Here is a 25,416-nt window from a genome sequence, read left to right on the forward strand (position 1 = left end):
TTAGACTGTCTAAGTATTCAATCACGGACGCTCGGTCTCCAGGCGGACCGTCTCCTCCACCGTCATCTCGGTCGCGGCCATCAGCGTCGGGTCGAGCGGGCGCAGGTAGGTCTGCTGCACGCCGGGAACCCGGTCCTCCACGACGAAGGTGGCGCGCGTGTAGACCTCGGAGCCGGGCGTCTGCACGCGCGGCACGACCTTGAAGTCGGCGGTCAGCTGGTCGCGCTCGATCTTCGTCAGCACGTATCCGCGCTGGTTGTTGTAGAACTTCAGATGCGGATTGATCTTGAGGAAGGGATGCGTGGCCGGATCGGAGTCGGCCCCGTCTCCCCCGGTGCTGATCGAGGTCGCCACCAGCTCCGAGCCCACGGAGGGACCGGTCGGGTCGTCGTAGTCGAGCTTGAGGTCGCTGGCCCAGTGGGCGTGCACGTCACCGGTGAGCACGACCGCGTTGCGCACCTCGGCGTCGAGCCACCCCTGCGTGATGCGCCGTCGTGAGGCGACGTAGCCGTCCCAGGAGTCCTGCGAGGTCACCTTGGCGGGACCGGCGTTGTTGTCACGCTGGGCGAAGAAGACCTGCTGGCCCAGGATGTCCCACTGGGCGCGCGAGTGGCGGAAGCCGTCGAGCAGCCAGGCCTCCTGCTCGGCCCCGGTGATCGAACGCGCCGGGTCGACCGCGGCCGGGCAGTCGCGGTAGCCGTCGCCGCAGCCCTGGTCGTCGCGGTACTGACGGGTGTCGAGCATGTGGAAGGTGGCCGTGCGCCCCCACCGGATGCGCCGGTAGAGCTGCATGTCGATGCCGCGCGGGATGCTCGTACGGCGCAGCGGCATGTTCTCGTAGTAGGCGCGGAAGGCGGCCTCGCGGCGCGACAGGAAGTTCGGCTGCGGCACCTCCGGCTTCTCCGGCACCTCGTCGGCCCAGTTGTTGTCGAGCTCGTGGTCGTCCCACACCACCAGCCACGGCGAGGCGGCATGGGCCGCCTGTAGGTCGGGGTCGGCCTTGTACTGGGCGTGGCGCTGACGGTAGTTGGCCAGGGTCTCGGTCTCGGGACCGTCGTGGTGGCGGATGTTGCCGCCGGGGATGGTGTAGGTGTTCTTCGTGTACTCGTACTGGTAGTCGCCCAGGTGCAGCACCAGGTCGGGGCGCTCGGCGGCCAGGTGACGGTAGGAGGTGAAGAAGCCGTGCTCGTACTGCGCGCAGGAGACGAAGGCCATCGACAACGCCCCGCCGTACGACAGCGGGTGGGGCGCGGTGCGGGCGCGGCCCAGCGGCGAGACGTACGGCCCGACGCGGAAGCGGTACCAGTACTCCCGGTCCGACGGCAGGGAGTCGACCTCCACGTGGACGCTGTGGCCCCACTCGGGCGCGGCGACGGCCACGCCCGCGCGCACCACGCGCCTGGCCCGCTCGTCGGCGTAGATCTGCCACTGCACCGTGAAGGGCCGCTGCGGCATGCCGCCCAGGCCGTCCTCGGCCATGGGCTGCTGGGCCAGCCTGGTCCAGATGACGAAGCCGCCGTGATCGGGGTCGCCGCTGGCGACGCCGAGGGTGAAGGGGTCGGTGCGCAGGCCCCGGCCCGCCAGGGTCGCGGCGGTCTCGGAGCTCGGGTCGGGGTCGGCCAGGGCCGGGGCGGCCGGGATGACCGCGGCCGCCGCTAAACCGGTCACAAGGAAGGATCTGCGGTTCAATCGGGACATGTCGCCGAGCTTTGACCACATTCATGAACATGTCGTGGACATCGCTGAAAAATCGCGACAACTTACCCGCGCGGAGCGAGGTTTCCTTCAGACCGAAAAAGGGCGGCACCGGAGCGCCGCCCTTTCCGCGGGTGCTACCAGCCGCGCTCGGCCAGGCGGTGCGGCACCGGGATGTCGTCGACGTTGATGCCGACCATCGCCTCGCCCAGGCCGCGCGAGACCTTGGCGATGACGTCGGGGTCGTCGTAGAACGTGGTCGCCTTGACGATGGCGGCGGCACGCTCGGCCGGGTTGCCCGACTTGAAGATGCCGGAGCCCACGAAGACGCCCTCGGCGCCCAGCTGCATCATCATCGCGGCGTCGGCCGGGGTGGCGATGCCGCCGGCGGTGAACAGCACGACGGGCAGCTTGCCGGTCTTGGCGACCTCCACGACCAGCTCGTACGGCGCCTGCAGCTCCTTGGCCGCCACGTAGAGCTCGTCCTCGGGCAGCGAGGTCAGGCGCTTGATCTCCTGGCGGATGGTGCGCATGTGGGTGACGGCGTTGGAGACGTCGCCCGTGCCCGCCTCACCCTTGGAGCGGATCATGGCCGCGCCCTCGGTGATGCGGCGAAGGGCCTCGCCCAGGTTGGTCGCGCCGCACACGAAGGGCACGGTGAAGCGCCACTTGTCGATGTGGTTGGCGTAGTCGGCCGGGGTGAGCACCTCGGACTCGTCGATGTAGTCGACGCCCAGCGACATGAGCACCTGGGCCTCGACGAAGTGGCCGATGCGGGCCTTGGCCATGACCGGGATGGAGACGGCGGCGATGATGCCGTCGATCATGTCGGGGTCGCTCATCCGTGACACGCCGCCCTGCGCGCGGATGTCGGCGGGGACCCGCTCCAGAGCCATGACGGCGACGGCGCCCGCGTCCTCGGCGATCTTCGCCTGCTCCGGCGTGACGACGTCCATGATCACGCCGCCCTTGAGCATCTCCGCCATGCCCCGCTTGACGCGAGCGGTTCCAGTGGCTGTTTCGGACACGTTTATGCACCTCACGAATGACTTGGGTTGGCCACTCCAGTTTACGGAGCATCCAGTGGCATCCGTTAAGGACCACTTCCGCGCTGCGGCTTCAGACCACTTCTATGGGGTGACCGGCTTCTTGGCCGCGAGCGCCACCCAGACCTGGCCGGGGGCGAAGTTCATCGGCTCGCCGTCGGGCGTGGTGAAGGTCGTGCCCTCCTCCTCGGAGGCGCGCTTCCACTTGGCCTTGTAGGCCTTGCCGTCGCGCAGCACGATCGCGTCGCCCTTGCCGACGGTGTGCACCAGCGGCGTGTAGCTGGAGTTCTTGTCGTGGAACTGCGAGCGCTCGGTCTTGACCCACTGGACCACCACGGTCGGCGCGGACAGCTGGCCGCCCTCGGCCGCCATGTCCTTCTTGCCGTCCTGGTAGATCATCCACTGCTCCTCGTCCGCGGACCACACGAAGTCGAAGCGCGCGGCGGGCCAGCGCACGGTCTGCCGCTTCTTGTCCACCCCGCCCGCCTCGGGGGCGTCGCCGAAGGTGAAGCCGATGTCCTTGGCCTTGGTCGCCTTCGGCGCGGCCTTGAGCAGGCTCTTGGTCGTGGCGAACAGGTTGTAGGGGGCGTAGCGGCCCGGCTGGCGGAAGTAGGCGCCGGGGTTCCTGGTGTCACCCACGTCGAACAGCGAGGCCTCGGCGATGAACGGCAGCATCTTGGTCTGCGCCCCGGAGTAGGCGAAGGCCGGCTTGCCGAACATCGGCGCGATGTGCAGGTCGGAGATGCGCGCGCTGCGGACCGGGCCCACCTTGGCCGGGATCTTCGAGGAGAAGATCGCCATCAACCGGGTCAGGCCCGCCTCGACCTGCTCGATGTAGACGATGTCGGCGCTCTTCAGGCCCATCTGCGGCTTGCCCGCCGCAGTGTTCTCGATCTTGACCGCCAGCACCGGCTTGCGCTTGTCGTCGGGCAGGCCGGTGAACGGGTGCGTGACCGCCTGCTCGGTCGGCTCGACGGAGGGCGAGGCGGAGGCCGCCTGCGGCTGGCTCGCGGGCGGGTCCTCGGAGGAACACGCCGCGACAGGGACCAGCACAGCCAGGGCAAGCAGCATCTTGCGCACGTTTCAGCTCCTCCGTGGGGAAAACGGGAGAAGCCTACCGGGCTAACTTAAGGACTTGTCACAGTTTGTCCCACGATCATCCTCACTCCTTCGACATCGACTCCGGAGGAGTGTCGTCGATCTCGAAGAACTGCGGGAAATCGGTCTTGCCCGCCAGGCGCAGGGTCCTGGCCAGCCAGCGGCGCTGCGCGACCCGCGTCACGGAGACGGCGTTGTTGTAGAAGCTGCGGGAGTAGACGACCTTGGCGATCGCCGCGTCGAGCTCCTCCACCAGGTCGGAGCCACCCGGGGACTCGGCCAGCTTCTCGCGGAACCGCTCCTGCTCCAGCGCGGCGCGCAGGGCCTGCGACAGGTTGCTCTCGGCGTGCTCGCGCTCGTCCGGCCCCGCCGTACGGGCCTCGTGGGCGGCGGCGGCCAGCACCAGCGAGGTGGCCGGGTCGAGCAGGCGCGAGCCGGCCAGCTCCAGGACGACGGCGCGGCGGCGGGTCAGCGCCGCCTCCAGCGCCTCGGCCGCCAGCTCCAGGCGGATGTGCAGCCGGTCGAGGCGGCCGGCGCGCCACGAGATGTAGACCGCGGTCAGCACCACCACGATCGCGACGATGAGGTAGATCACGAGCGCTCCATCAGCAGGTCCTCCACGGCCCGGTCACAGGTCCTCCACGACCCGGCCGGCGCCCGCGGTCACCGTCTCGTAGACGCGCACCACGTCGCGCGCGACCGTCGACCAGTCGTACTTGCGCACCGCCACCAGCGCCTCCGCCGACAGCTTGGCCCGGCGCTCCGGATCGGCCAGCAGCGCGCGGGCCTCCTCGGCCAGCGACTCGGGATCGCCGTTGACGAACAGCGCCCCCGCCTGGCCCTCGCCGAGCACCCGGCGGAAGGCCGGGATGTCGCTGGCCAGCACGGTCGCCCCCGACGCCATGGCCTCGGCCAGCACGATGCCGAAGCTCTCGCCGCCGGTGTTGGGCGCCACGAACACGTCGACCGAGTGGTAGGCGCGGATCTTGTCGGCCTCGCTCACCATGCCCAGCAACGTCACCCGGTCACGGATCGACTTGGGGATCTTGACCTCGCCGGGACCGGCGATCAGCAGCTTGGCGTCGGGGATGCGCTCCATGGCCTCCAGCAGGATCGGCAGGCCCTTGCGCGGTTCGTCCATGCGCCCGAGGAAGCCCAGCGTCGTGCCGTCGGGGCCCCACCCGTCGAGCGGCTCGGCCTCGACGAAGCGGCTGACGGTCACCCCGTTGGGGATCAGCACCGTGTCGCCGCCGAACTGCTCCACCAGCGACGTGCGCGCCGCGTCGGAGACGGCGATGCGGCCGTGCAGCTTCTCCAGCGCGCTGCGCAGCAGCGGCTCGGCGATCGCGATGGCGCGCGAGCGGTTGAAGGAGGCGTGGAAGGTCGCCACGATCGGCCCGGAGGCCGCCCAGCAGGCCAGCACGCCGAGCGACGGGATCAGCGGCTCGTGGATGTGCAGGACGTCGAAGTCGCCCTCGTTGATCCAGCGGCGCACCCGCGCCGCCGACAGGAACCCGAACGACATGCGCGCCACCGACCCGTTGTACGGCACGGGCAGGGCACGGCCCGCGCCCGTCACGTACGGCGGCAGCTCGTCGTCGTCGCTGGCGGGGGCGATGACGGAGACCTCGTGGCCCTGCGCGATGAGCGCCTGCGTGAGGTCGTCGATGTGCTGCTTGACGCCGCCGGGCATGTCCCAGGAATACGGGCAGACGATTCCCACCCTCACTGGTCGGTCCACAGGCGCTGCAGCATGTGCCAGTCTTCCGGGTGGTCGGCGATGCCCTTCTCGAAGACCTCCACCAGCCGCTGCGCGACCAGGGCGACCTTCTCCTGCCTGGTGCCCTCCTCGGGCACGGGGATCTCCGGGTCGATGATCAGGCCCCAGTCGTCGCCGTGGAAGTACGGCAGCGCGGGCAGCAGCGCGGCGCCCGTCTGCACGGCCAGCAGGGCGGGGCCGGCAGGCACCTTGGTGGTGTGACCGAAGAACTGCACCTCGATGCCGTTCTTGGTCAGGTCGCGCTCAGCGGGCAGGCAGACCACGCCGCCCCGCCGTGCGCGCGAGGCCAGCGTGCCGATGGTGTGGCCGTCGCCGCCGGTCAGCGGCAGCACCTCCATGCCGAGTCCCTCGCGGAAGGCGGTGTAGCGGCGGTAGAGCGACTCGGGCTTGAGCCGCTCGGCGACCGTGGTGAAACGGTGGCCGCTGCCGATCAGCCAGGCGCCCGCCTGGTCCCAGTTGCCGATGTGCGGCAGCGCCAGCACGACGCCGCGGCCGGAGTCGAGGGTGTCGAAGATGTGGTGGCCGCCGGTGACGTGGGTGCGGCGCACGATCTCGTCGCTGCGCATCTTCGGCAGGCGGAAGACCTCGTGGAAGTAGCGGAAGTAGGAGCGCATGCCGCGGCGGCTCAGCTCGCGCAGCTGCTCGCCCTCCAGGCCGGTCACCCGCTGGAGATTGGCCTCCAGGCGGCGCACGCTCGGCCCGCGCCCGCGCCAGACGCGGTCGGCCGCCAGGTCGAAGCCGCGGCCGGTGAGCTTGTGCGGCAGGAGGGGAACCAGCTTCCAGCCGGCGGTGAACCCGGCCGCAACGGCCCGGTCGGCCATCGAGACGCTCATCGCTCTCCAGTCTGCTTGTGGAGTTCTCCGGTCTGCTTGCGGACGTGGACGACACGCTGCACGACCGTGATCGCGCTGCCCAGAGCCAGCAGCACCATGCCCAGCGCCAGCAGGGGCTGCCAGAACTGCGAGAAGCCCACCGCGCACAGGCCCACGACCAGGCGCTCGGGGCGCTCCACCAGGCCCACGTCGCAGGTGAGCCCCAGCCCTTCCGCGCGTGCCTTGACGTACGACACCAGCATCCCGGCGACCAGGCAGAACAGCACGACGGCGGCCAGCACCAGCTGGCCGTCGAGCACCAGGTAGGCGGCGACGCCCGAGAAGATCGCGGCGTCGGCGACCCGGTCGAAGGTGGAGTCGAGGAAGGCGCCCCACGTGCTGCCCCCGCCGCCTCCGAGCCTGGCCACGACGCCGTCGAGCAGGTCGAGCAGCGTGAACAGGCCGATGATGAACGCTCCCCACCACAGGTGGCCCATCGGGAACATGACCAGCGCGGTGACCACGGTGCCCGTGGTGCCGAACGCGGTGACGGCATCGGGGCCGACGCCCCGGCTCACCAGGGCCGTGCCGAGCGGGGTGAGGATCCGGGTCATGGCCGGGCGCAGGAGTTTCAGCATCGCAGCACGATCGTAGGCCATTTTCTTTGACGCTCACCTCTTGTGATATTCGCCACACGGGTATTTGGTGAACACACCGCGTCTTTGCGGTGGCTTTTTCCGCCAAGGCGCGGCGTTCGGGATCTCGAACCGACGACGCGGGAGGCGATGTGGCCGAGAAGAACCCCATGGGAGCCGCCGGCAGGGCACCCACGGCCGACAGAGCGGACGGAGTACGCAACGTCGCACTGGTCGGCCATTCAGGGGCGGGGAAGACCACCCTCGTCGAGCACCTCCTGGCCGCCACCGGCACCATCCAGCGCACCGGCAGGGTGGAGGACGGCACCACGGTCAGCGACTTCGACGAGGTGGAGGTACGGCAGCAGCGGTCGGTGAACCTGTCACTGGCCCCCATGGTCCACAACGGCATCAAGATCAACCTGCTCGACACCCCCGGATACGCCGACTTCGTCGGAGACCTGCGCGCCGGGCTGCGCGCGGCCGACGCCGCCCTCTTCGTGGTCTCGGCCTCCGACGGCATCGACGGCCTGACCCAGATGCTCTGGGAGGAGTGCGCCCAGGTCGGCATGCCCCGCGCGGTCGTCATCACCAAGATCGACCACCAGCGGGCCGACTTCGACGAGGTGCTGGCCGCCTGTCAGGACGTCTTCGGCGACGGTGTCGCGCCCCTGTATCTCCCCGTGGTGACCAACGGGCACGTCAACGGCCTGATCGGGCTGCTGTCGCAGAAGTTCTACAACTACGCCACCGGCACCCGCCAGGAGAAGGAGCCGGGCGCGGAGTACGAGTCGCAGATCGAGGAGTATCGCGGCAGCCTCATCGAGGGCATCATCCAGGAGAGCGAAGACGAGTCGCTCATGGACCGCTACCTGTCGGGCGACCACATCGAGACCAAGGTCCTCATCGACGACCTGGAGAAGGCGGTCTGCAAGGGCCACTTCTACCCGGTGCTGTGCAGCGGGATGGGCATCGGCGCGGCCGAGATCCTGGAGCTCATCACCCAGGGCTTCCCCTCGCCGCTGGAGCATCCGCTGTCCGAGATCACCACCGTCGACGGCAGGCCCGTCCAGGGCGTCTCCTGCGACGCCGAGGGCCCGCTGGTCGCCGAGGTCGTCAAGACCACCAGCGACCCGTACGTCGGCCGTATCAGCCTCGTGCGCGTCTTCTCCGGCACCCTGCGCCCCGACATGACCGTGCACGTCTCAGGGCACGGCCTGGCCGACCGCGGCCACGAGGACCACGACGTCGACGAGCGCATCGGCACCCTTTCCTCGCCGCTGGGCAAGCACCAGCGCACCGTCGCCAAGGCGATCGCCGGCGACATCGTCGCCGTGGCCAAGCTGTCGCGCGCCGAGACCGGCGACACGCTGTCGGACGTGGAGCGCCCCCTGCTCATGACCGCCTGGACGATGCCCGACCCGCTGCTGCCCGTCGCCATCCGCGCCAAGTCCAAGGCCGACGAGGACAAGCTGTCGCAGGCCCTGGGCCGCCTGGTCGCCGAGGATCCGACGCTGCGGCTGGAGAACAACGCCGAGACCCGCCAGCTGGTGTTGTGGTGCATGGGCGAGGCGCACACCGACGTCCTGCTCGACCGGCTGGCCAAACGCCACGGGGTCGAGGTCGAACGCGTGGAGCTGAGGGTCCCGCTCCGGGAGACCTTCGGCGGCAAGTGCCAGGCGATGGGCCGCAACGTCAAGCAGACCGGCGGCCACGGGCAGTACGCCATCTGCCACATCGAGGTCGAGCCCCTGCCCTCCGGCGGGGGTTTCGAGTTCGTGGACAAGATCGTGGGCGGCGTCGTGCCCCGGCAGTTCATCCCCTCGGTCGAGAAGGGCGTGCGCGCCCAGATGGACCGCGGCGTGCACGCCGGCTACCCGATGGTGGACGTGCGCGTCACGCTCTACGACGGCAAGGCGCACTCGGTCGACTCCTCCGACATGGCCTTCCAGATCGCCGGCCAGCTGGCGATGAAGGAGTGCGCGCAGAAGGTGCCCGTGCTGCTGCTGGAGCCGGTCGACGAGGTCTCGATCCTGGTGGCCGACGACTACGTCGGCTCCATCATGTCCGACCTGTCGTCCCGGCGCGGCCGGGTGCTCGGCACCGAGCCGGTCGGCACCGGGCGCACCCTGGTCAAGGCCGAGGTGCCGGAGCTGGAGATCACCCGCTACGCGATCGACCTGCGCTCGATGTCGCACGGGACGGGCACGTTCACCCGGTCGTTCCTGCGCTACGAGCCGCTGCCCTCGCACCTGGCGGGCAAGCTCTCCACGGCCGCCGAGTGACGCTCGCGGGGCGTCGCCACGGCGGCGCCCCGCCCTGCTCGGGCAGCACATTTTCCTCTTTAGTCACATCAGCATCACGAATTGATTTCTATTTTCCGGCCAAAGCATCCCGGAGGCGATGCCAGACTGAGGAACCATGCGAACCGCACGCCCTCTGCTCGCCGCCGCCGCCCTCGCGATCGTCGCGTCCGGCGCCGCCTACGCGTTCGGCCCTCGTGCGGACGCCGACCCCGCCACCGGCACGCCCTCGCGAGCCGCCCTGCAGCCCGTCGGCACCTGCGCGCCCAACCCCAAGTTCCCCAAGCGGCAGCTGCGCGGCGTGTGGATCGCCACGGTCAAGAACATCGACTGGCCCTCGCGCACCGGCCTGACCGTCGCCAAGCAGCAGGCCGAGTACGTCAAGCTGCTCGACGCCGCCGCGGCGCGGCGCTTCAACGCCGTCTTCGTCCAGGTGCGCCCGGCCTCCGACGCGCTGTACAAGTCGTCGCTCGAGCCGTGGTCGCAGTACCTGACGGGCACCGCGGGCAAGGACCCCGGCTGGGACCCGCTGCCGTTCCTCATCGAGGAGGCGCACAAGCGCGGGCTGGAGTTCCACGCCTGGTTCAACCCCTACCGGGCCGCCTACGACGCCGACACCTCCAAGCTTCCCGCCAGCCACCCGGCGCGCGTGCATCCCGACTGGACCGTGAAGTACGGCGACCGCCTGTACTACAACCCCGGCCTGCCCGAGGTGCGCTCGCACGTCATCAAGGTCATCTCCGACGTGGTGTCGCGCTACGACGTCGACGGCGTGCACTTCGACGACTACTTCTACCCCTACCCGGGCGGCGGCGGTAAGTTCGACGACTCCTCGGCCTTCCGCCGTCACGGCGGCGGCAAGAAGCTCGCCGACTGGCGCCGCGACAACGTCAACACGCTCGTCGCCCAGGTCGACAAGGCCGTGCACGAGCTGAAGAACCACGTCAAGTTCGGCATCAGCCCGTTCGGCATCTGGCGCAACAAGGCCCAGGACCCGGCCGGTTCCGCCACGTCGGGCATGTCGGCCTACGACTCGATCTACGCCGACGCCCGCCACTGGATCAAGTCCGGCACGGTCGACTACATCATGCCGCAGCTCTACTGGCCGCGCGGCTTCAAGATCGCCGACTACAAGGTGCTCGTGCCGTGGTGGGCCGGAGCCGTCAAGGGCACCGACGTCGACCTCTACATCGGCCAGGCGCTCTACCGCGTCGGCACCACCGACCAGGCCGCCTGGACCAAGCCGGGCGAGCTGCCCGCGCACCTGACGCTCAACCAGTCCTACAAGCAGGTCGACGGCGACGTCTACTTCAGCGCCAAGCAGATGCTCTCCAATCCCCTCGGGGTGATGGACCGCCTGGCGGCCGGCCACTACAAGCGCCCGGCCCTGCTGCCGCTCATGAAGGACCGCACCGGCGCCTCGGCCCCCGCCGCCGCCAAGCCCTCGGGCGTCCAGGCCTCGGGCGCGACGGTGAAGTGGACGGACGCGGCCAACGCCCGCGCGTACGCGGTCTACCGCGTACCAGGGGGCGACGCGGCCTGCGCCTCGGTCGACGGGCGCAACCTGGTCGCCGTGACCACCACACCGGGCTTCACGGCCCCGGCGTCGGGGACCTACCTGGTGAGCTCGCTCAACCGGCTCCACGAGGAGAGCAAGACCACCAAGGTCAAGGTCACCCTGCCGTAGGCAGGCGGTCGCGGGTCTCCTGGACCAGGGCCCGGGCGGCCTCGACCGTGGCCGTCAGTGCGGCGGGCTCGTGGCCTGGAGATCCCAGCAGCGCCCGGGCCCGCTCGCCGAAGCCCTCGGGAGCCGACGGGAAGGCCGCGGCCACCGCCAGCGACCCCTTCTCGTTGAGGCACCACCGGCGCTCCGTGGCGTACAGCGCCTGCACGAGCACCCCCACCGCCCGGGCCAGGCACAGCGTGACGTGCAGCACGTCGCCCCGCGCCGCGCTCTTGGCGGCGCCGTCGACGAGGAAGCCCGCCTCCCAGGCACCCGCGACCAGCGCGTCCCGCAGCGGCTCCGGGTAGAGCGCCATCTCCGCCCGCAGTTCGGCCAGGCGTCCGGCGGGGTCGGCCAGGACGCGTGCGAGGGCCAGTTCGCCCGCGTAGCACGACGAGTAGAACCCGAGGGGGTGCCCTGGCTGCACCCCGATCTCGTACTGTCCCGCCCGGCAGGACTCCCACACGCGCTCGACCCGGTCCAGGTCGCGCAGGATCCAGTCCACGGCCACGCCGTCGACGCGCAGCCAGGCGCCGCCGTTCACCCACGGACCCCAGCCGCCGGGTCCGGCCACGGGGGCGCCCGCCAGCTTGTCGAGGGCGGCCATGTCGAGCTCGCCCCGGTAGTAGAGGCCGAGGTCCCAGTCGGAGCCTGGGTGGTGTTCGTCCCTGGCGCGGCTGCCGCCGAGCACGACGCCCACGACGCCGGGCACCTCGGCCAGCTCGCCGGCCATCTGGGAGATCCGTTCAAGCATGGGACGCAACGTTAGCCGGTGAACCCCCGCAGGGCGCGACTGGATATCGCCACGACGGCCGTGACCAGGATGACCACGCCGATCAGCGCCACCGACGTCGCGCCGCCGAGGACGCCCGCGAGGGTGCCGCCCAGGACAGGACCGATGGGCGCCAGGCCCCTGCCGAGGACGCCGAGCACCGAGGAGACCCGGCCGATCATGTCCTCGGGCACGAGGCGCGTGGTGACGACCGACAGCACGACGTTCAGCGCGGGGGTGGCCACCGACAGGACCATCAGCGGGAGCAGCGGCCACCACGGACCGAACGGCAGGGCCATGACGACGAGGCAGGCTCCGAAGACGGCGACGACAGCGATCATCAGCGGGCCCGGCGGGAGCAGGCGGCCGATCCTGGCCGACAGCAGGGCGCCGGCCAGGCCGCCGATCCCGATGCCGGCCATCACGGCCCCGGTGACGCGAGCGTCGCCGCCGCGCTCGGTGACCAGCACGATCAGCGGGATCATGAAGGCGCTGCCGAGCAGGTTGAGCGCGTTGACGAGCAGGGTGGCCTCGCGCAGGCCGCGCCGGCGCCACAACCACGCGAACGACTCGCCCAGCGCGCGGTGCATGCGCTGCGGCGGCGCGGCGACCGCGGGGCGGCGCGGCACCTTGGCCATGACGGTGCAGATCAGGGCGACCAGGTAGGTGACGGCGTCGAGGACGAACGGCACGGCCCTGGCGATGCCGTACAGCAGCCCGCCCAGGGGCGGGCCGACGAGGCGGGCGGCGTGGTTGCGCGACTCCTCCTGCGCGTAGGCGGTGCCGAGCTGTTCCGGCGGGACGATCGCGCGGATCGCGGTGGTGCGGGCCGGTTCCGTGAAGGCCTGGCAGGCGCCGTCGATGATGCCGAAGACCAGGAACTGCCAGGCTTCGAGCAGGCCGGTCATGACCAGGACGGCGAGCAGGACGGCGTTGACCAGTTGCAGCGCCTGGGCGGTGATGAGGGTGCGGCGGCGGTCCCAGCGGTCCACCCAGACGCCGGCGGGGAGCTGCACCAGGACGGTGGCGGCGACCTTGGCGCCGGTGACCAGCCCGGCCAGGCCCGGCGAGCCGGTGAGCGCCAGGACCAGCAGCGGCATGGCGAGTTTGGTCAGCTCCACGCCCAGCTGGGAGACGGCGCTGCCGATCCACAGCAGCTGGAACCGCCTGTTCTTGCGCAGCAGGGGATGGTCGGCCACGGGGCTCTCTCCTTCGAGCGTCGAGTCCGCGCCGGGCTGCTCCGGGGAGGGCAGGAGACGGCGGGGCGGGCGGCGGACGTCGCCGGGCCGGGAGTGAGCGATCCTACCAAGGGATCAACGCCACTTTTGACACGGTTCGCTCACGACAGGAGCCTCCCCGTGGCAGCCGCGACCCCCGCTCACGACAGAAGCCTGCCCGTGGCAGCCGCGGCCCCGCTCACGACAGGAGTCGTTCCCAGGCGCGTCGTGCGCGTTCCACCGAGCGCTCGTCGCGGAAGAGCTGGAGTTGCTGGTTCAGCGCCAGGAAGATGCCGTCGAGCTCGAACACCACCTGTTCGACGTCGGTCCCGGCCGCCAGCTCCCCCGCCTCGATCGCGACCCGCAGGTCGTGCGCCAGCCGTACCCTCCAGACCCGCAGCAACCGGGCGACCTCGTCCCGCACGGCTCCGTCGCGGGCGTCGAACTCGACGGAGGCGGTGGCGAACACGCATCCGCCGGGGAAGATCTCCCGCTCCTCCACCAGGTAGCGGGCCCACGAGTCACACACGGCCCGCAGCCGCGCGAGGCCGGGCCGTTCGTGTTCCACGGGCGCCCACACCAGTCGCGAGAAGAGCGTCGCGGCCCGGCGCAGGGTCGCCAGCTGCAACGCCTCTTTCGTCCCGAAATGACCCAGAATGCCGCCCTTGCTCAGCCCCAGTTCCGTCGCGAGCCTCCCGATCGTCAGGCCCTCAAGCCCATCGACGGACGCGACGGCGACGCCACAGGCGAGAATGCGATCATGGGTGTGGCGGGCTTCGGCCACAGAACGGCGAGGACTCACCCCACCCACTATAGCGATCGACCGGTTGCTATATTTCGGGCCAGACCATCACACCCCCGAGGAGACGAGCCCGTGCCGGGATCCCGCATCACCGCCCTGGGTCACCACCAGCCCGACCGAGTCCTGACGAACGACGACCTGGCCGCCATGGTCGACACCTCCGACGAGTGGATCCGGCGGCGCACCGGCATCGTCACCAGGCACCTGGCGGCCGAGAACGAGTCGGTCGCCGACCTGGCCGGGCAGGCGGCCGCCAAGGCGCTGTCGGCCTCGGGCCTGGCCCCGGCCGACATCGGGCTGGTCACCGTGGCGACCTTCACCGCGATGGACCGCATGCCCTCCATCGCCGCCAGGGTCGCCCGGCAGCTGGGCATCCCCTCGGCGGTCTGCTACGACCTCAACAACGGCTGCGCCGGCTTCTGCACGGCCCTGGCCACCGCCGACCACGCGGTCCGCGCGGGCGCGGCGGGGCACGCGCTGGTGATCGGCGCGGAGAAGATGTCGGACGTCACCGACTGGAGCGACCGCACGAGCTGCGTCCTGCTCGGCGACGGCGCGGGCGCGGCCATCGTGAGCGCCGCCGACACCGCCGACACCGCCGGGATCGGGCCGGTGTGCTGGGGCTCCGACCCCTCCCGTGGCGATGCCGTACGGCTGGCGGGCTCGTGGCACCCGTTCTTCGCCCAGGAGGGGCAGACCGTCTTCCGCTGGACGACCACCACCATGCCGGGCGTCGCCAAGGAGGCCTGCCGGCGTGCCGGCCTGGACATCGCCGATCTGGCGGCCGTCGTCACCCACCAGGCCAACCTGCGCATCATCGAGGCGATCACGGACCGGCTGGGGCTGCCCGAGCGGGCGATCGTCGCCACCGACGTGACCGAGTCTGGCAACACCTCGGCCGCCTCGGTGCCGATCGCGCTGTCGAAGCTGGTGGCGCGGGGCGAGGTGCCGTCAGGGGCGCCGGTGCTGCTGCTGTCGTTCGGCGGGGGCCTGTCGTGGGCGGCCCAGGTGATCACCTGCCCGTGACACCCGGCTGGCCCAGGTGATCACCTGCCCCTGACGCCAGGCTGGCGCTCAGGTGATCAGCTGCCCCTGACGTCCGGCTGGGATGATCTCCCCATGAAGGAACATCCCCTCGAAGGCGGCAATGTCAGCGCGGGCGTCGTCCGCGTCGGCGACACCGTGCGCCGGCCGGCCGGACCGTGGACGCCCGCCGTCCACGCCCTGCTCACCCATCTCCACGAGGCGGGCTTCCGCGGCGCGCCCCGCCCGCTGGGCGTGGACGAGCAGGGCCGGGAGGTGCTGACGTTCGCCAGGGGCGAGGTGGTCTGGCCCGATCACTTCGCCCTCGTCGAGCCGGACGAGCGGCTCGCGGGCGTCGCCACGCTGTTCAGGGAGCTGCATGACGCGTGCGCGGGGTTCACCCCTCCCCCGGACGCCGAGTGGCAGCGCCTGATCCCGCCGGAGGGCGACGACCTGATCGTCCACCACGACCTGGCCCCGTGGAACCTGGTGGCGCAGGGCGACGGGTGGACGATCATCGACTGGGACTGCGCGGGACCGGGTTCGAGGCTCTGGGACCTGGCCTACGCCGTGCACGGATTCGTGCCGCTGATGGCGCACCCACACTGGATGCGCGACGACGCCGCCGCCCGGGTGCGCACGTTCGCCGACGCCTACGGCCTGGACGAGGCGGATCGCCGGACCCTGGTGCCGATGCTGGCCCGGCGCGCCCGCTCCATGCACGACTTCCTGCGCGACCAGGCGGCCGCGGGCGTGCGGCCCTGGGCAGGCCTGTGGGCGGACGGGCACGGCCAGGTGTGGCTGAACGACGCCGCCTACACCCAGGAGCGGGAGCAGGAGTGGCTGACGGCCCTGCTCGGCTGAGGGCCCGGCTCAGCCGGCCCAGGCACGGGCCAGGAGCTCGCGGGTGTCGGCCAGCAGTTGCGGCAGCACCTTGGTGCGCGCGACGACGGGCATGAAGTTGGTGTCGCCGCCCCACCGCGGCACCACGTGCTGGTGCAGGTGGGCGGCGATGCCCGCGCCGGCGACGTGCCCGAGGTTCATGCCGACGTTGAAGCCTTGGGCCCCGCTGGCCTCGCGCAGCGCCCGCAGCGCCTTCTGCGTGAAGTCGCCCAGCTCGGCCACCTCGGTCGCGTCGAGCTCGTCGTAGCCGGAGACGTGCCGGTAGGGCACGACCATCAGGTGGCCGGAGTTGTACGGGTAGAGGTTGAGCACGGCGAACACCGCGCTGCCGCGGGCGACCACGAGCCCGTCCTCGTCGCTCGACTTCGGGATCTCGCAGAACGGGCAGCCGTCGTCGGCGCCCTCCCCGGTGGGCTTGTTCTCGCCCTTGATGTAGGCCATCCGGTGCGGGGTCCACAAGCGGTCGAAGTTGTCGGGCTCATGCATGCCTAGCAGCATAGAGGGCGGCCCCTGGCGACCCACGAGCACCTGCGGCACAATCCCGGCATGACCCAGGAAACTGTGACAGAAGCGCCCGCCACCGAGACACTCTCCTCCGAGCTGCCCGTCAAGGGCAGCATCACCGTCGCCGACGAGGTGGTCGAGAAGGTGGCCGCGCTGGCGGCCCTGGAGGTGTCGGGGGTCGCCGACATGGGCGGTGACCTGGTGCGCGCCTTCGAGTCGGTCCGCGAGCGCATCGGCATCGGCCAGCGGCGCGTCAACCAGGGCGTGAACGCCACGATCGTGGGCCAGGAGGTGGCGATCGACCTGACCATCGTGGTGGAGTACGGGCACGTCGTGATGGAGGTCGCGACCGAGGTGCGCGTCAACGTGGCCCGGTCGGTCACCCGCATGCTGGGTATGGACGTCACCGAGGTGAATGTGACCGTCGACGATGTGCGCCTGCCCGGCGAGCCTCGTCCCGCCGCACGAGAAGAGGCCGAGTGAATCCGCTGGAGCCCATGCCCGACGACTGGCAACGCGCGCTGGCCATCGTCGCGCATCCCGACGACCTGGAGTACGGCTGCGCCGCGGCCATCGCCGGCTGGACCGGCGCGGGCAAGCAGGTCGCCTACCTCCTGGCCACCAGGGGCGAGGCGGGCATCGACACGCTGGAGCCCGGCAAGGCGGGCCCGTTGCGTGAGCAGGAGCAGCGCGCCAGCGCCGCGGTCGTGGGCGTGGACGTCGTGGAGTTCCTCGACCACGCCGACGGGGTGATTCAGTACGGCACGCGCCTGCGCGCCGACCTCGCCGCGGCGATCCGCAGGCACCGCCCCGAGCTGGTGATCACGCTCAACCACCACGACACCTGGGGCGGCACCGCCTGGAACACCCCCGACCACCGTGACCTGGGCCGGGCGGTGCTCGACGCCGCGGGCGACGCGGGCAACCGGTGGATCTTCCCCGGTGAGGGCGGCGAGCCGTGGAACGGCGTGCGCTGGGTGGCCGTGGCCGCCTCGCCGCAGGCCACGCATGCCGTGGACGTGACCGACACGCTGGAGCTCGGGGTGCGCTCGCTGGTGGAGCACCGTGCCTACATCGAGGCGCTGACCGACCAGGACCCGGAGGAGTACGCGCGCGAGCTGCTCACCGGGTTCGCCACGCAGTCGGCCGAGCGGTTCGGCGGCCGTCCCGCGGTGACGTTCGAGGTGTTCGCCCGCTGACGGGCGGCGTGGGCGGGGCGTGACGGCCCCGCCCACCGCCTCACACCTGGATCCGGCGCTCCACCGCGTCGATGATCTCGGCGACGGCCTCGTCGACCGGCACGCCGTTCTTCTGCTCGCCGCTGCGGAAGCGGAAGGAGACGGCGCCGGCGGCGATGTCGTCGTCGCCCGCCAGGAGCATGAAGGGCACCTTCTGCTTCTGGGCGTTGCGGATCTTCTTCTGCATGCGGTCGTCGGAGGAGTCGACCTCGACGCGGATGCCGTGGGCCTTGAGCTTCTTGGCCACGTCGTGCAGGTAGGCCGCGTGCGCCTCGGCGATCGGGATGCCGACCACCTGCACCGGCGCGAGCCACGCGGGGAAGGCGCCCGCGTAGTGCTCGACCAGCACGCCCAGGAAGCGCTCGATGGAGCCGAACAGCGCCCGGTGGATCATGACGGGCGTCTGGCGCGAGCCGTCGGCGGCCTGGTATTCGAGGCCGAAGCGCTTGGGCTGGTTGAGGTCGAGCTGGATGGTCGACAGCTGCCAGGTGCGCCCGATGGCGTCCTTGGCCTGCACCGAGATCTTGGGGCCGTAGAAGGCGGCGCCGCCCGGGTCGTCGACGAGCGTCAGCCCGGACTCCTCGGCCGTCTGGCGCAGCGCCTCGGTCGCCTCGTCCCAGTCGGCCTGCTCGCCGATGAACTTGTCGGAGTCGTCGCGGGTCGACAGCTCCAGGTAGAACTCGGTGAGCCCGAAGTCGCGCAGCACCGACAGCACGAAGTTGAGCAGCGACTTGATCTCGTCGGTCATCTGCTCGCGCGTGGTGTAGATGTGCGAGTCGTCCTGCGTCATGCCGCGCACGCGGGTCAGGCCGTGCACCACGCCCGACTTCTCGTAGCGGTAGACCGAGCCGAACTCCGACAGCCGCAGCGGCAGCTCGCGGTAGGAACGGCCGCGCGCGCGGTAGATCAGGTTGTGCATCGGGCAGTTCATCGGCTTGACGCGGTATTCGGTGCCGTCGAGCTCGAAGGCCGGGAACATGTCCTCGCCGTACCAGGGCAGGTGGCCCGAGGTCTCGAACAGCGAGGACTTGGTGAGGTGCGGCGTGTTGACGAACTCGTAGCCCGCCTCCAGCTGCCGCTGTCGCATGTAGTCCTCCATCTGCTTGCGGATGATTCCGCCCTTGGGGTGGAAGACCGGCAGGCCGGAGCCGAGCTCCGGCGGGAAGGAGTACAGGTCGAGCTCGGCGCCGAGCTTGCGGTGGTCGCGCTTCTCGGCCTCCTCCAGCAGGTGGAGGTATTCGTCCTGCTTCTCGCGCGACTCCCACGCGGTGCCGTAGATGCGCTGCAGCTGCGGGTTCTTCTCGGAGCCGCGCCAGTAGGCGCCGCCGGAGCGCATGAGCTTGAAGGCCGGGATGGACCTCGTCGAGGGCACGTGGGGCCCCCGGCACAGGTCCTTCCAGCACAGCGAGCCGTCCTTGGGGTCGAGGTTGTCGTAGATGGTCAGCTGGCCGCCGCCCACCTCGACCGACTCCTCCGCGTCCGCGCCGCCCTTGAGCCCGATGAGCTCCAGCTTGTACGGCTCGGCCGCCAGCTCCTGGCGCGCCTCCTCGTCGGTGACGGGACGGCGCTGGAAGGTCTGCCCCTGCTTGACGATCTCGCGCATGCGCTTCTCGACCCGCTTGAGGTCGTCGGGCTGGAAGGGCTGCTTGACGTCGAAGTCGTAGTAGAAGCCGTTCTCGACGGGCGGGCCGATGCCCAGCTTGGCCTCGGGGAACAGCTCCTGCACGGCCTGGGCCATGACGTGGGCGGTGGAGTGGCGCACGATGGCCCGGCCGTCGGGCGAGCCGACCTCGACGGGCTCGACGACGTCGCCGTCGGCGACCTGCTCGTACAGGTCGCGCAGCTCGCCGTTGACCCGGGCGGCGATGACGGTGCGCCCGTCGGCCTCCAGCGCGTCACCGGCCGTCGTGCCGGCCGCGACCACACGCTCGGCTCCGGCGAGGGTGATGCGTAGCTCGGCTGACACGGTGACTCCCATTCGACAAGGTCTGAATTGACGAAGGGAAGCCTATCGCGGGTGATACCCCAGCCCGGTCAGCTCCTGGCGGGTGCCGTGGAAGACGTTGCGGTCGAGCGGGCTGTTGGAGTACTGGTGGATCGTCCAGTCCGTCCACGGGCCCGGCACCGCCGGCTTGCCGCGGGGATGGTTCGGGGCGGCGATCCACAGGGGGTACTCATCCAGCCCGGCGCAGTTGCCCTCCTTGGCGAAGTACACGTAGGTGTAGACGAACGGGCGTACCCGCGTGTGCTTCTCGACGTAGCGGCACCAGCGCCGGGCGTACCTGGCCACCTGCTCGGGCGGCAGGCCGTCGTTGGTCTCCAGGTCGAGGGCGATCAGGTCGCCCCGCCGCAGCCCCCCGGCGGCCTGGAGGCGCGCCAGGAAGTGCTGGGCGTGCGTGGCGGGGTCTCCCTTGGGCCGGGCGAAATGGTAGGCGCCGCACACCAGCCAGCTCTCGCGCATGCCGGACCAGTTGTGCTCGAAGAACTTGTCGGCGTAGTCGCCGCCCTCGGTGGCCTTGGCGAAGGCGAACGAGACACCGGCCTTGGCGTGCTCGCTCCAGTCGACCCGCCCCTGCCAGTTGGAGACGTCTATGCCGTGCAGCAACCGTTTCACCCTGCGTGAGTGTATTGAGGCGCCCGGTGATCACTCGGGCGCCGCGCCGCTCTCATGCAAGCATAGTTCTCAGCAGTTGTCTGGTCCGCGGGAACTCGGCGTACTCCGAGGCGACGAAGTCGGTCACGCCGGCCTTGGCCAGCGCCTCGATCTGGGCGCGCACGCTGTCCTCGTCGCCGACGATGGCCACGTCGCCGGGTCCGGCCGCGCCTTCCCTGTCGAGCATGGCCCGGTAGGAGGGCAGCTGCCCGTAGATGGCGAACGCCTCGGCCGCCTTGGCCCGCGCGCCCTCCACGTCGTCGGTGACGCACACGGGCAGCGCGCACACGATGCGCTTGCCGGGGCGCAGGGCCGGGGCCACGTGCTCGGCGACGGTCTTCGGCCCGGTCATCCAGAGCACCGTGCCGTCGGCCAGCTCGTCGGCCAGCTTCAGCATGCGAGGGGCGAGCGCGGCGATGAGCACCGGCATGCCCGCTCCCGGCGTGCTCAGCTGCATGTGCCCCCGCAGGGTCTCGCCGGTGAAGTCGGCGGCCTCCCCTCGCACCAGCGGCAGCAGCACGTTGAGGTACTCCCTCATGTGCCTGGCCGGCTTGTCGAAGCTGTAGCCGTACATGTTCTCGATGACGATCTGGTGCGACAGGCCGATGCCCAGCGCCAGGCGGCCCTCCAGGGCCGCGTTGGCGGTCATGGCCTGCTGGGCCATGACGCCGGGGTGGCGCGGGTAGGTCGGCACGACCGCGGTGCCCAGCTCGATGCCGGGGACCTGGCTGCCGGCGACGGCCAGCGCGGTCAGCGCGTCGAGGCCGAAGATGTTGGAGATCCACGCGGAGGGGAACCCGTCGTCGGCGGCCTGCGCGATACGATCACGCAGTTTGCCGAGGTCCTTGGATTCGCTCAGGTACAGCCCGATGCGCATGATACCGAACTCCATTCTGTTTGCTCGTTTGTAGGGTAGTCCCATGACCCATGAGCGCGCAGGGCAGCAGGCGCTGCCGAGCGACCTAGTCGACGTCGCCAAGCTGGTGACCGCCTACTACAGCGTGCGGCCCGATCTCGACGATCCCGGGCAACGGGTCGCCTTCGGCACGTCGGGGCATCGCGGCTCCTCGCTCGACGCCGCCTTCAACGAGGCGCACATCCTGGCCACCAGCCAGGCGATCTGCGAATACCGCAAGCAGCAGGGCGTCACCGGGCCGCTGTTCCTCGGCGCCGACACCCATGCCCTGTCCGAGCCGGCGAAGGTCTCGGCGCTGGAGGTGTTCGCCGCCAACGACGTCATCGTCCTGGCCTCTGACGAGTACACCCCGACGCCCGCGGTGTCGCTGGCGATCCTGACGCACCCGGGTTCCGACGGCGTCGTGGTCACGCCCTCGCACAATCCGCCGCGCGACGGCGGGTTCAAGTACAACCCGCCCAACGGCGGACCGGCCGACACCGACGCCACCGGGTGGATCCAGGACCGCGCCAACGAGCTCATCGCGGCCGGGCTGTCCGGCGTACGGCGCAAGCCGTACACCAAGGACCTGGCCGAGTCCTACGACTTCCTCGGCGACTACGTCGACGCGCTGCCGTCGGTGATCGACATCGACGCGATCAGGAACGCCGGGGTGCGCATCGGCGCCGACCCCCTGGGCGGCGCGAGCGTGGCCTACTGGGGCGCGATCGCCGAGCGGCACCGGCTCGACCTGACCGTGGTGAACCCGGAGACCGATCCCACCTGGCGCTTCATGACGCTCGACTGGGACGGCAAGATCCGCATGGACTGCTCCTCGCCGTACGCCATGGCCTCGCTCATCGGCGCGCGCGACCGCTTCGACATCTCCACGGGCAACGACGCCGACTCCGACAGGCACGGCATCGTCACCCCTGACGGCGGCCTGCTCAACCCCAACCACTACCTGGCCGTCGCGATCTCCTACCTGTACGGCAGGCGCTCCGACTGGCCCGCGGACGCCGCGGTGGGCAAGACGCTGGTGAGCAGCGGCATGATCGACCGGGTCGCCGAGATGCTGGGCCGGCGGCTGCACGAGGTGCCCGTCGGGTTCAAGTGGTTCGTGCCCGGCCTGCTCGACGGCTCCCTGGCCTTCGGCGGAGAGGAGAGCGCGGGCGCCTCGTTCCTGCGTCGCGACGGCTCGGTCTGGACGACCGACAAGGACGGCATCATCCTGGCTCTGCTGGCCTCGGAGATCCTCGCCGTCACCGGCCGCTCGCCCTCGCAGCTCTACCGGGATCTGACCGGGAAGTTCGGCGAGCCCGCCTACGCCCGCGTCGACGCTCCCGCCTCCCGCGAGCAGAAGGCGGTGCTGGCCAAGCTCTCCCCCTCCGACGTCACCGCCTCCGAGCTGGCGGGCGAGCCGATCACGGAGGTGCTGACCCGTGCCCCCGGCAACGACGCCCCGATCGGCGGGCTCAAGGTGAGCACCGAGAGCGCCTGGTTCGCGGCCCGCCCCTCGGGCACCGAGGACGTCTACAAGATCTACGCCGAGTCGTTCAAGGGGCCCGACCACCTGGCCCGCGTCCAGGAGGAGGCGCGGGCGGTGGTCAGCTCGGCACTCGGCGGGTGAGCTTGTAGACGCCGTAGAGCGCCTCGATCCCTCCCAGGGCCATGACGACCAGGCCGGCCTTGTGCGGGTTGACGAGCCAGATCTCCTCGTCGAGGCCCCACAACCACAGGGCCAGGCCGATGACGAAGGTGATCAATCCGATGATGAGCGTCTTGGGCGATTTATCCACATAGTCAGGCTAGAGGCGACCTAGGTCGGCGAGCTCCCGCTCGCCGACGAGATCGGCGTACATCCTTCGGATGATCTCAGCCGCTCGCGCTCCAGGTCGGCCCGGCGGCCCGCCTCGACGCCGTCGCGGTAGCCGGTGCCGCTGGTGCGCGGCACCGTGCGCCGGATGCGGGGGTACTGCTCGGCCACCGCCCTCTCGACCTCGGCGCGGCGGTCGGCCAGGACCAGTTCGGTCCCCGCCGTGCCGCTTTGCCGCAGCGCCTCCGACTCGGCGGCCGACAGCAGCCGGTAGACCTCGTCGGTGAATCCGAGCATCCACGAGCGCCGGTAGGCCCGCGCGGCGGGGAAGCCCGCGGGCAGCTCGATGCCGGCCAGCCCGCGGGCCATCTGCAGCAGCAGCGAGGTGGCCAGCAGGTCGGCGCGTTCGAGGTCGGCGGCGAAGCCGAAGACGTGCACCCGCTGGCCGCCGTCGCCCCGGCCGATGAGCAGCGGGCGGCAGCGCAGCGCCTGCGCGACGAGCGAGACCAGCCTGGCCTTCTCGCGGGCCCACGGGTCGGCCAGCGTGACGACGCGGTTCTCCGGCGCGGCGCGCCGGGGCCCTTCGAGGGTGACCTGCTCGATGCCGTACTTGGCCATCAGCGCCGAGGCGACCGCCATGAAGGTGGCCCGCTCGTGCTCGTTGTCGGTGCCCTCCGCCTTGGCCAGCAGCTTCCTGACGCGCTCGAGTGTCCTGTGGTTCAAGCCACCGAGTCTAGGCCAGTCACCTGCCGCCCGCCGGGACCTCGTCCTGGAGCTCGATCGCCGGGAAGGTGCCGGTGTCGATGATGCCGTGCTCGCGGTAGAGCTGCTCGATGAGGGCGTGGGCCTGCGGCTCCAGCTTCCACACCGACCGCCAGTCGCGGGCGGTCGCCGGGGAGATGCCGATCTCGGCGGCGATGTCGACGGTGCGCGGCACGATGCCCTTGGCGATCTGCCGGTTCCAGTAGGCGCGGGCCTCGCGCATGAGGCGCGCCCGCTCGGCGATGTCGACGATCTGCGGGTTGGAGTCGAGCAGGACCAGGTTCTCGTCCTCCTCGGCGACCAGCTCGACCAGCGCGGGCGGCAGCTCGGGACGGGCGGGCACCGGCTGGTGGTCGGCGTGCGGGCCCCACGGCACGCGCGGGTCGGCGTCGATGAGCGCCTCGGTGTTGTACAGCGCGGCGATCTGCGCCAGCAGCGCCTCCTGGCGGCCGGTGTCGACGGCCAGCCCGGTGTGCTCGACGGCCTGGTCCATGGCCTTGTCGAGCCGGGCGAGCGCGGCGCGGATCTTGCGGTCGGGCGCGCCTTGCTCGCGCAGGTTCCTGGCCTTCTTGGCGGCCAGGGCGACCCTGGTCAGGCGGCGGTGCGCGTCGACCTCGCTGGCGGTGCGGTCGCTGACCTCGGCCAGGCCGAGGCGGACGAGCATGCGCTCGGGGGTCAGGCGCCAGTTGATGCGGCCGGTGCCGCGGATGCGGTGCCGTTCGATGGCCATGCCGCGCTCCCACAACCACGCGGCGACCAGCGGGGCCGCCAGACGGAAGATGGCCTCGGCCAGGCTGTGCGCGTCGAGCGACGACAGCACGGCCGTCAGGCAGGTCAGCGCCCACACCGCGATGCCGTCGATGCCGGCCGAGTAGTTCTCGCGCATGTTCCTGCGCGCCCGCACGGCGCTGGTGACGATGGCGACCTCGATGAAGGCGAACAGCAGCAGCCGCAGCGGCCCGTCGAGGCCGAGCACGTCTCCGGAGAAACGCCACATGCCCTGTGCGGAGACGCCGGTGGCGATGCAGGCGGCCACGATCGTCAGCACGTCCTCGATGGGACGGGGCAGCACGTAACGCTGCAGGAGCAGCGCGCCGGATCGCCAGGCTTGGCGTAGCAGGAAATAGGCCACGATGAGCGCTATCAGCCCAAAGAAGCCGATCAGTCCGGCTGTGACCGGCTTTTCGGAGACGAATGCAGCGATGTCATCAATTAGGGGCATCAGTGACTGTCCGTCAGGTTGGATATCCGACTGTATACGGACCGGATCATTGCAGAATGTTGGCCTCTTGTATGCCAAACGGCACCGCACTCCCCACAAATAGCTACAGCTCCCCCAGCCTCATGGGAGGTAGGAGCGCTTTGCCCCGATTTTGATGGCTTCGCCTCGCCGGTGCGCGTTCCGGTTTTCACAGACGCACAATCGAGGCAACGGTTGGAGGGTCTGTGAGCAGACGATCACGTAAGCGGCGGGTCCTGAGCGGCGGCGGCATCGGCTGGCGGGTCGGGTTCGGCCCCGGGGAGCCCCACTGGCCCGGCGACGTGGACCCGCTCGATGTCATCGGCGACGAGGGGCCCGGCCGGGGCCCGCTCGACGAGGGCCCACCCGGCGGGGTACGCGAACCCCGCCGGCCCAAGCCCACGCTTCCCGGCATGTCAGAGCACGTGCCGCTGCCCGAGCCGCCGATCCACGCCGACGCCCGGTCGGCGATGGCCTCAGGGTAAGACCAGGGTCGCCG

General features: G+C 70.7%; 25 protein-coding genes. 8 read left to right on the forward strand and 17 right to left on the reverse strand.

Annotated elements, in window-relative coordinates; translation table 11 throughout:
• Positions 1-21: 21 nt before the first annotated feature.
• From ACIBH1_RS20560 to pgsA, 7 genes are all read right to left on the reverse strand, one after another.
• Entirely contained in the window at positions 22-1,698 is a 1,677-nt protein-coding gene (locus tag ACIBH1_RS20560; RefSeq protein WP_397315404.1) for an alkaline phosphatase D family protein, read from the reverse strand.
• Positions 1,699-1,832: 134 nt separating this feature from the next.
• The gene (gene pdxS / locus ACIBH1_RS20565; protein WP_397315827.1) at positions 1,833-2,729 is read right to left on the reverse strand and encodes a pyridoxal 5'-phosphate synthase lyase subunit PdxS; all 897 of its coding nucleotides are present in this window, start codon (positions 2,727-2,729) and stop codon (positions 1,833-1,835) included.
• 96 nt (positions 2,730-2,825) lie between these two features.
• A complete protein-coding gene (locus ACIBH1_RS20570) occupies positions 2,826-3,812 on the reverse strand; it encodes a DUF3048 domain-containing protein (protein ID WP_397315828.1) in 987 nt (328 codons plus the stop codon).
• Between the two features lie 91 nt (positions 3,813-3,903).
• Entirely contained in the window at positions 3,904-4,434 is a 531-nt protein-coding gene (locus ACIBH1_RS20575) for a hypothetical protein (protein WP_181613818.1), read from the reverse strand.
• Positions 4,435-4,467: 33 nt separating this feature from the next.
• Positions 4,468-5,568, reverse strand: a complete 1,101-nt coding sequence (locus ACIBH1_RS20580; protein WP_397315405.1) for a glycosyltransferase family 4 protein — start codon at positions 5,566-5,568, stop codon at positions 4,468-4,470.
• Positions 5,565-6,452, reverse strand: a complete 888-nt coding sequence (locus tag ACIBH1_RS20585) for a phosphatidylinositol mannoside acyltransferase (protein ID WP_397315406.1) — start codon at positions 6,450-6,452, stop codon at positions 5,565-5,567. The genes ACIBH1_RS20580 and ACIBH1_RS20585 overlap by 4 nt, the downstream gene beginning before the upstream one ends.
• Positions 6,449-7,069 carry a phosphatidylinositol phosphate synthase gene (gene pgsA, locus ACIBH1_RS20590; protein ID WP_397315407.1) on the reverse strand — a complete coding sequence of 207 codons (621 nt, stop codon included), beginning with the start codon at positions 7,067-7,069 and terminating at the stop codon, positions 6,449-6,451. Before pgsA ends, ACIBH1_RS20585 begins: the two co-directional genes overlap by 4 nt.
• A gap of 167 nt (positions 7,070-7,236) precedes the next feature.
• On the opposite strand from pgsA, the gene ACIBH1_RS20595 reads away from it, so the two are divergent.
• Positions 7,237-9,351 (forward strand): elongation factor G-like protein EF-G2, encoded by a 2,115-nt coding sequence (locus ACIBH1_RS20595; RefSeq protein WP_397315829.1) that lies wholly within the window; start codon positions 7,237-7,239, stop codon positions 9,349-9,351.
• 136 nt (positions 9,352-9,487) lie between these two features.
• Positions 9,488-11,056, forward strand: a complete 1,569-nt coding sequence (locus tag ACIBH1_RS20600) for a glycoside hydrolase family 10 protein (protein ID WP_397315408.1) — start codon at positions 9,488-9,490, stop codon at positions 11,054-11,056.
• On the opposite strand, the gene ACIBH1_RS20605 is transcribed toward ACIBH1_RS20600, so the two are convergent.
• From ACIBH1_RS20605 to ACIBH1_RS20615, 3 genes are all read right to left on the reverse strand, one after another.
• On the reverse strand, positions 11,043-11,846 hold the full coding sequence (locus ACIBH1_RS20605) for a nucleotidyltransferase domain-containing protein (RefSeq protein ID WP_397315409.1): 804 nt from the start codon (positions 11,844-11,846) through the stop codon (positions 11,043-11,045). The two genes, ACIBH1_RS20600 and ACIBH1_RS20605, sit on opposite strands and share 14 nt — an antisense overlap.
• 11 nt (positions 11,847-11,857) lie before the next feature.
• Positions 11,858-13,063 (reverse strand): MFS transporter, encoded by a 1,206-nt coding sequence (locus ACIBH1_RS20610; RefSeq protein ID WP_397315410.1) that lies wholly within the window; start codon positions 13,061-13,063, stop codon positions 11,858-11,860.
• Between the two features lie 217 nt (positions 13,064-13,280).
• Complete coding sequence (locus ACIBH1_RS20615; protein WP_397315411.1) at positions 13,281-13,883, reverse strand: TetR/AcrR family transcriptional regulator; 603 nt, start codon at positions 13,881-13,883, stop codon at positions 13,281-13,283.
• Positions 13,884-13,955: 72 nt separating this feature from the next.
• Between ACIBH1_RS20615 and ACIBH1_RS20620 the strand changes: the two genes are divergently transcribed.
• Positions 13,956-14,909, forward strand: coding sequence for a beta-ketoacyl-ACP synthase III (locus ACIBH1_RS20620; protein ID WP_397315412.1), 954 nt, complete (start codon positions 13,956-13,958; stop codon positions 14,907-14,909).
• 93 nt (positions 14,910-15,002) lie between these two features.
• A complete protein-coding gene (locus tag ACIBH1_RS20625; RefSeq protein ID WP_397315413.1) occupies positions 15,003-15,770 on the forward strand; it encodes a phosphotransferase enzyme family protein in 768 nt (255 codons plus the stop codon).
• A gap of 9 nt (positions 15,771-15,779) precedes the next feature.
• Here the strand turns inward: ACIBH1_RS20625 and ACIBH1_RS20630 are convergent, their stop codons facing one another.
• Positions 15,780-16,295, reverse strand: a complete 516-nt coding sequence (locus tag ACIBH1_RS20630; RefSeq protein WP_397315414.1) for an HIT family protein — start codon at positions 16,293-16,295, stop codon at positions 15,780-15,782.
• Positions 16,296-16,355: 60 nt separating this feature from the next.
• Between ACIBH1_RS20630 and ACIBH1_RS20635 the strand changes: the two genes are divergently transcribed.
• Both ACIBH1_RS20635 and ACIBH1_RS20640 read left to right on the forward strand, forming a co-directional pair.
• Positions 16,356-16,796 carry an Asp23/Gls24 family envelope stress response protein gene (locus tag ACIBH1_RS20635; protein WP_397315415.1) on the forward strand — a complete coding sequence of 147 codons (441 nt, stop codon included), beginning with the start codon at positions 16,356-16,358 and terminating at the stop codon, positions 16,794-16,796.
• 14 nt (positions 16,797-16,810) lie between these two features.
• Positions 16,811-17,512: a PIG-L deacetylase family protein gene (locus ACIBH1_RS20640; protein ID WP_397315830.1), complete on the forward strand. Its 702-nt coding sequence runs from the start codon at positions 16,811-16,813 to the stop codon at positions 17,510-17,512.
• A 40-nt stretch (positions 17,513-17,552) separates the two neighbouring features.
• Here ACIBH1_RS20640 and thrS read toward each other — a convergent pair whose 3' ends face one another.
• Genes thrS through ACIBH1_RS20655 form a run of 3 tightly spaced genes read right to left on the reverse strand, consistent with a single transcriptional unit; the run spans position 17,553 to position 21,081 of the window.
• A complete protein-coding gene (thrS, locus tag ACIBH1_RS20645) occupies positions 17,553-19,529 on the reverse strand; it encodes a threonine--tRNA ligase (protein ID WP_397315416.1) in 1,977 nt (658 codons plus the stop codon).
• Between the two features lie 30 nt (positions 19,530-19,559).
• A complete protein-coding gene (locus ACIBH1_RS20650; RefSeq protein WP_397315417.1) occupies positions 19,560-20,165 on the reverse strand; it encodes a glycoside hydrolase family 25 protein in 606 nt (201 codons plus the stop codon).
• Between the two features lie 52 nt (positions 20,166-20,217).
• Positions 20,218-21,081: a TIGR03564 family F420-dependent LLM class oxidoreductase gene (locus tag ACIBH1_RS20655; RefSeq protein WP_397315418.1), complete on the reverse strand. Its 864-nt coding sequence runs from the start codon at positions 21,079-21,081 to the stop codon at positions 20,218-20,220.
• A 43-nt stretch (positions 21,082-21,124) separates the two neighbouring features.
• On the opposite strand from ACIBH1_RS20655, the gene pgm reads away from it, so the two are divergent.
• Entirely contained in the window at positions 21,125-22,729 is a 1,605-nt protein-coding gene (gene pgm, locus ACIBH1_RS20660; RefSeq protein WP_397315419.1) for a phosphoglucomutase (alpha-D-glucose-1,6-bisphosphate-dependent), read from the forward strand.
• Here the strand turns inward: pgm and ACIBH1_RS20665 are convergent.
• From ACIBH1_RS20665 to ACIBH1_RS20675, 3 genes are read right to left on the reverse strand one after another with little or no spacing between them, the layout of a single operon-like run.
• Complete coding sequence (locus ACIBH1_RS20665; RefSeq protein ID WP_397315420.1) at positions 22,707-22,898, reverse strand: DUF5708 family protein; 192 nt, start codon at positions 22,896-22,898, stop codon at positions 22,707-22,709. The genes pgm and ACIBH1_RS20665 overlap by 23 nt on opposite strands.
• Positions 22,899-22,918: 20 nt before the next feature.
• On the reverse strand, positions 22,919-23,638 hold the full coding sequence (locus tag ACIBH1_RS20670) for a DUF2786 domain-containing protein (protein WP_397315421.1): 720 nt from the start codon (positions 23,636-23,638) through the stop codon (positions 22,919-22,921).
• A gap of 19 nt (positions 23,639-23,657) precedes the next feature.
• Positions 23,658-24,809, reverse strand: coding sequence for a hypothetical protein (locus ACIBH1_RS20675; protein ID WP_397315422.1), 1,152 nt, complete (start codon positions 24,807-24,809; stop codon positions 23,658-23,660).
• Positions 24,810-25,123: 314 nt separating this feature from the next.
• Here ACIBH1_RS20675 and ACIBH1_RS20680 point away from each other — a divergent pair, with 314 nt between their 5' ends.
• On the forward strand, positions 25,124-25,402 hold the full coding sequence (locus tag ACIBH1_RS20680; protein WP_397315423.1) for a hypothetical protein: 279 nt from the start codon (positions 25,124-25,126) through the stop codon (positions 25,400-25,402).
• Positions 25,403-25,416: the final 14 nt, after the last annotated feature.

Origin of the sequence: Nonomuraea sp. NPDC050663 (assembly GCF_044456985.1) — a bacterium.
Classification (GTDB): Bacteria; Actinomycetota; Actinomycetes; order Streptosporangiales; family Streptosporangiaceae; genus Nonomuraea.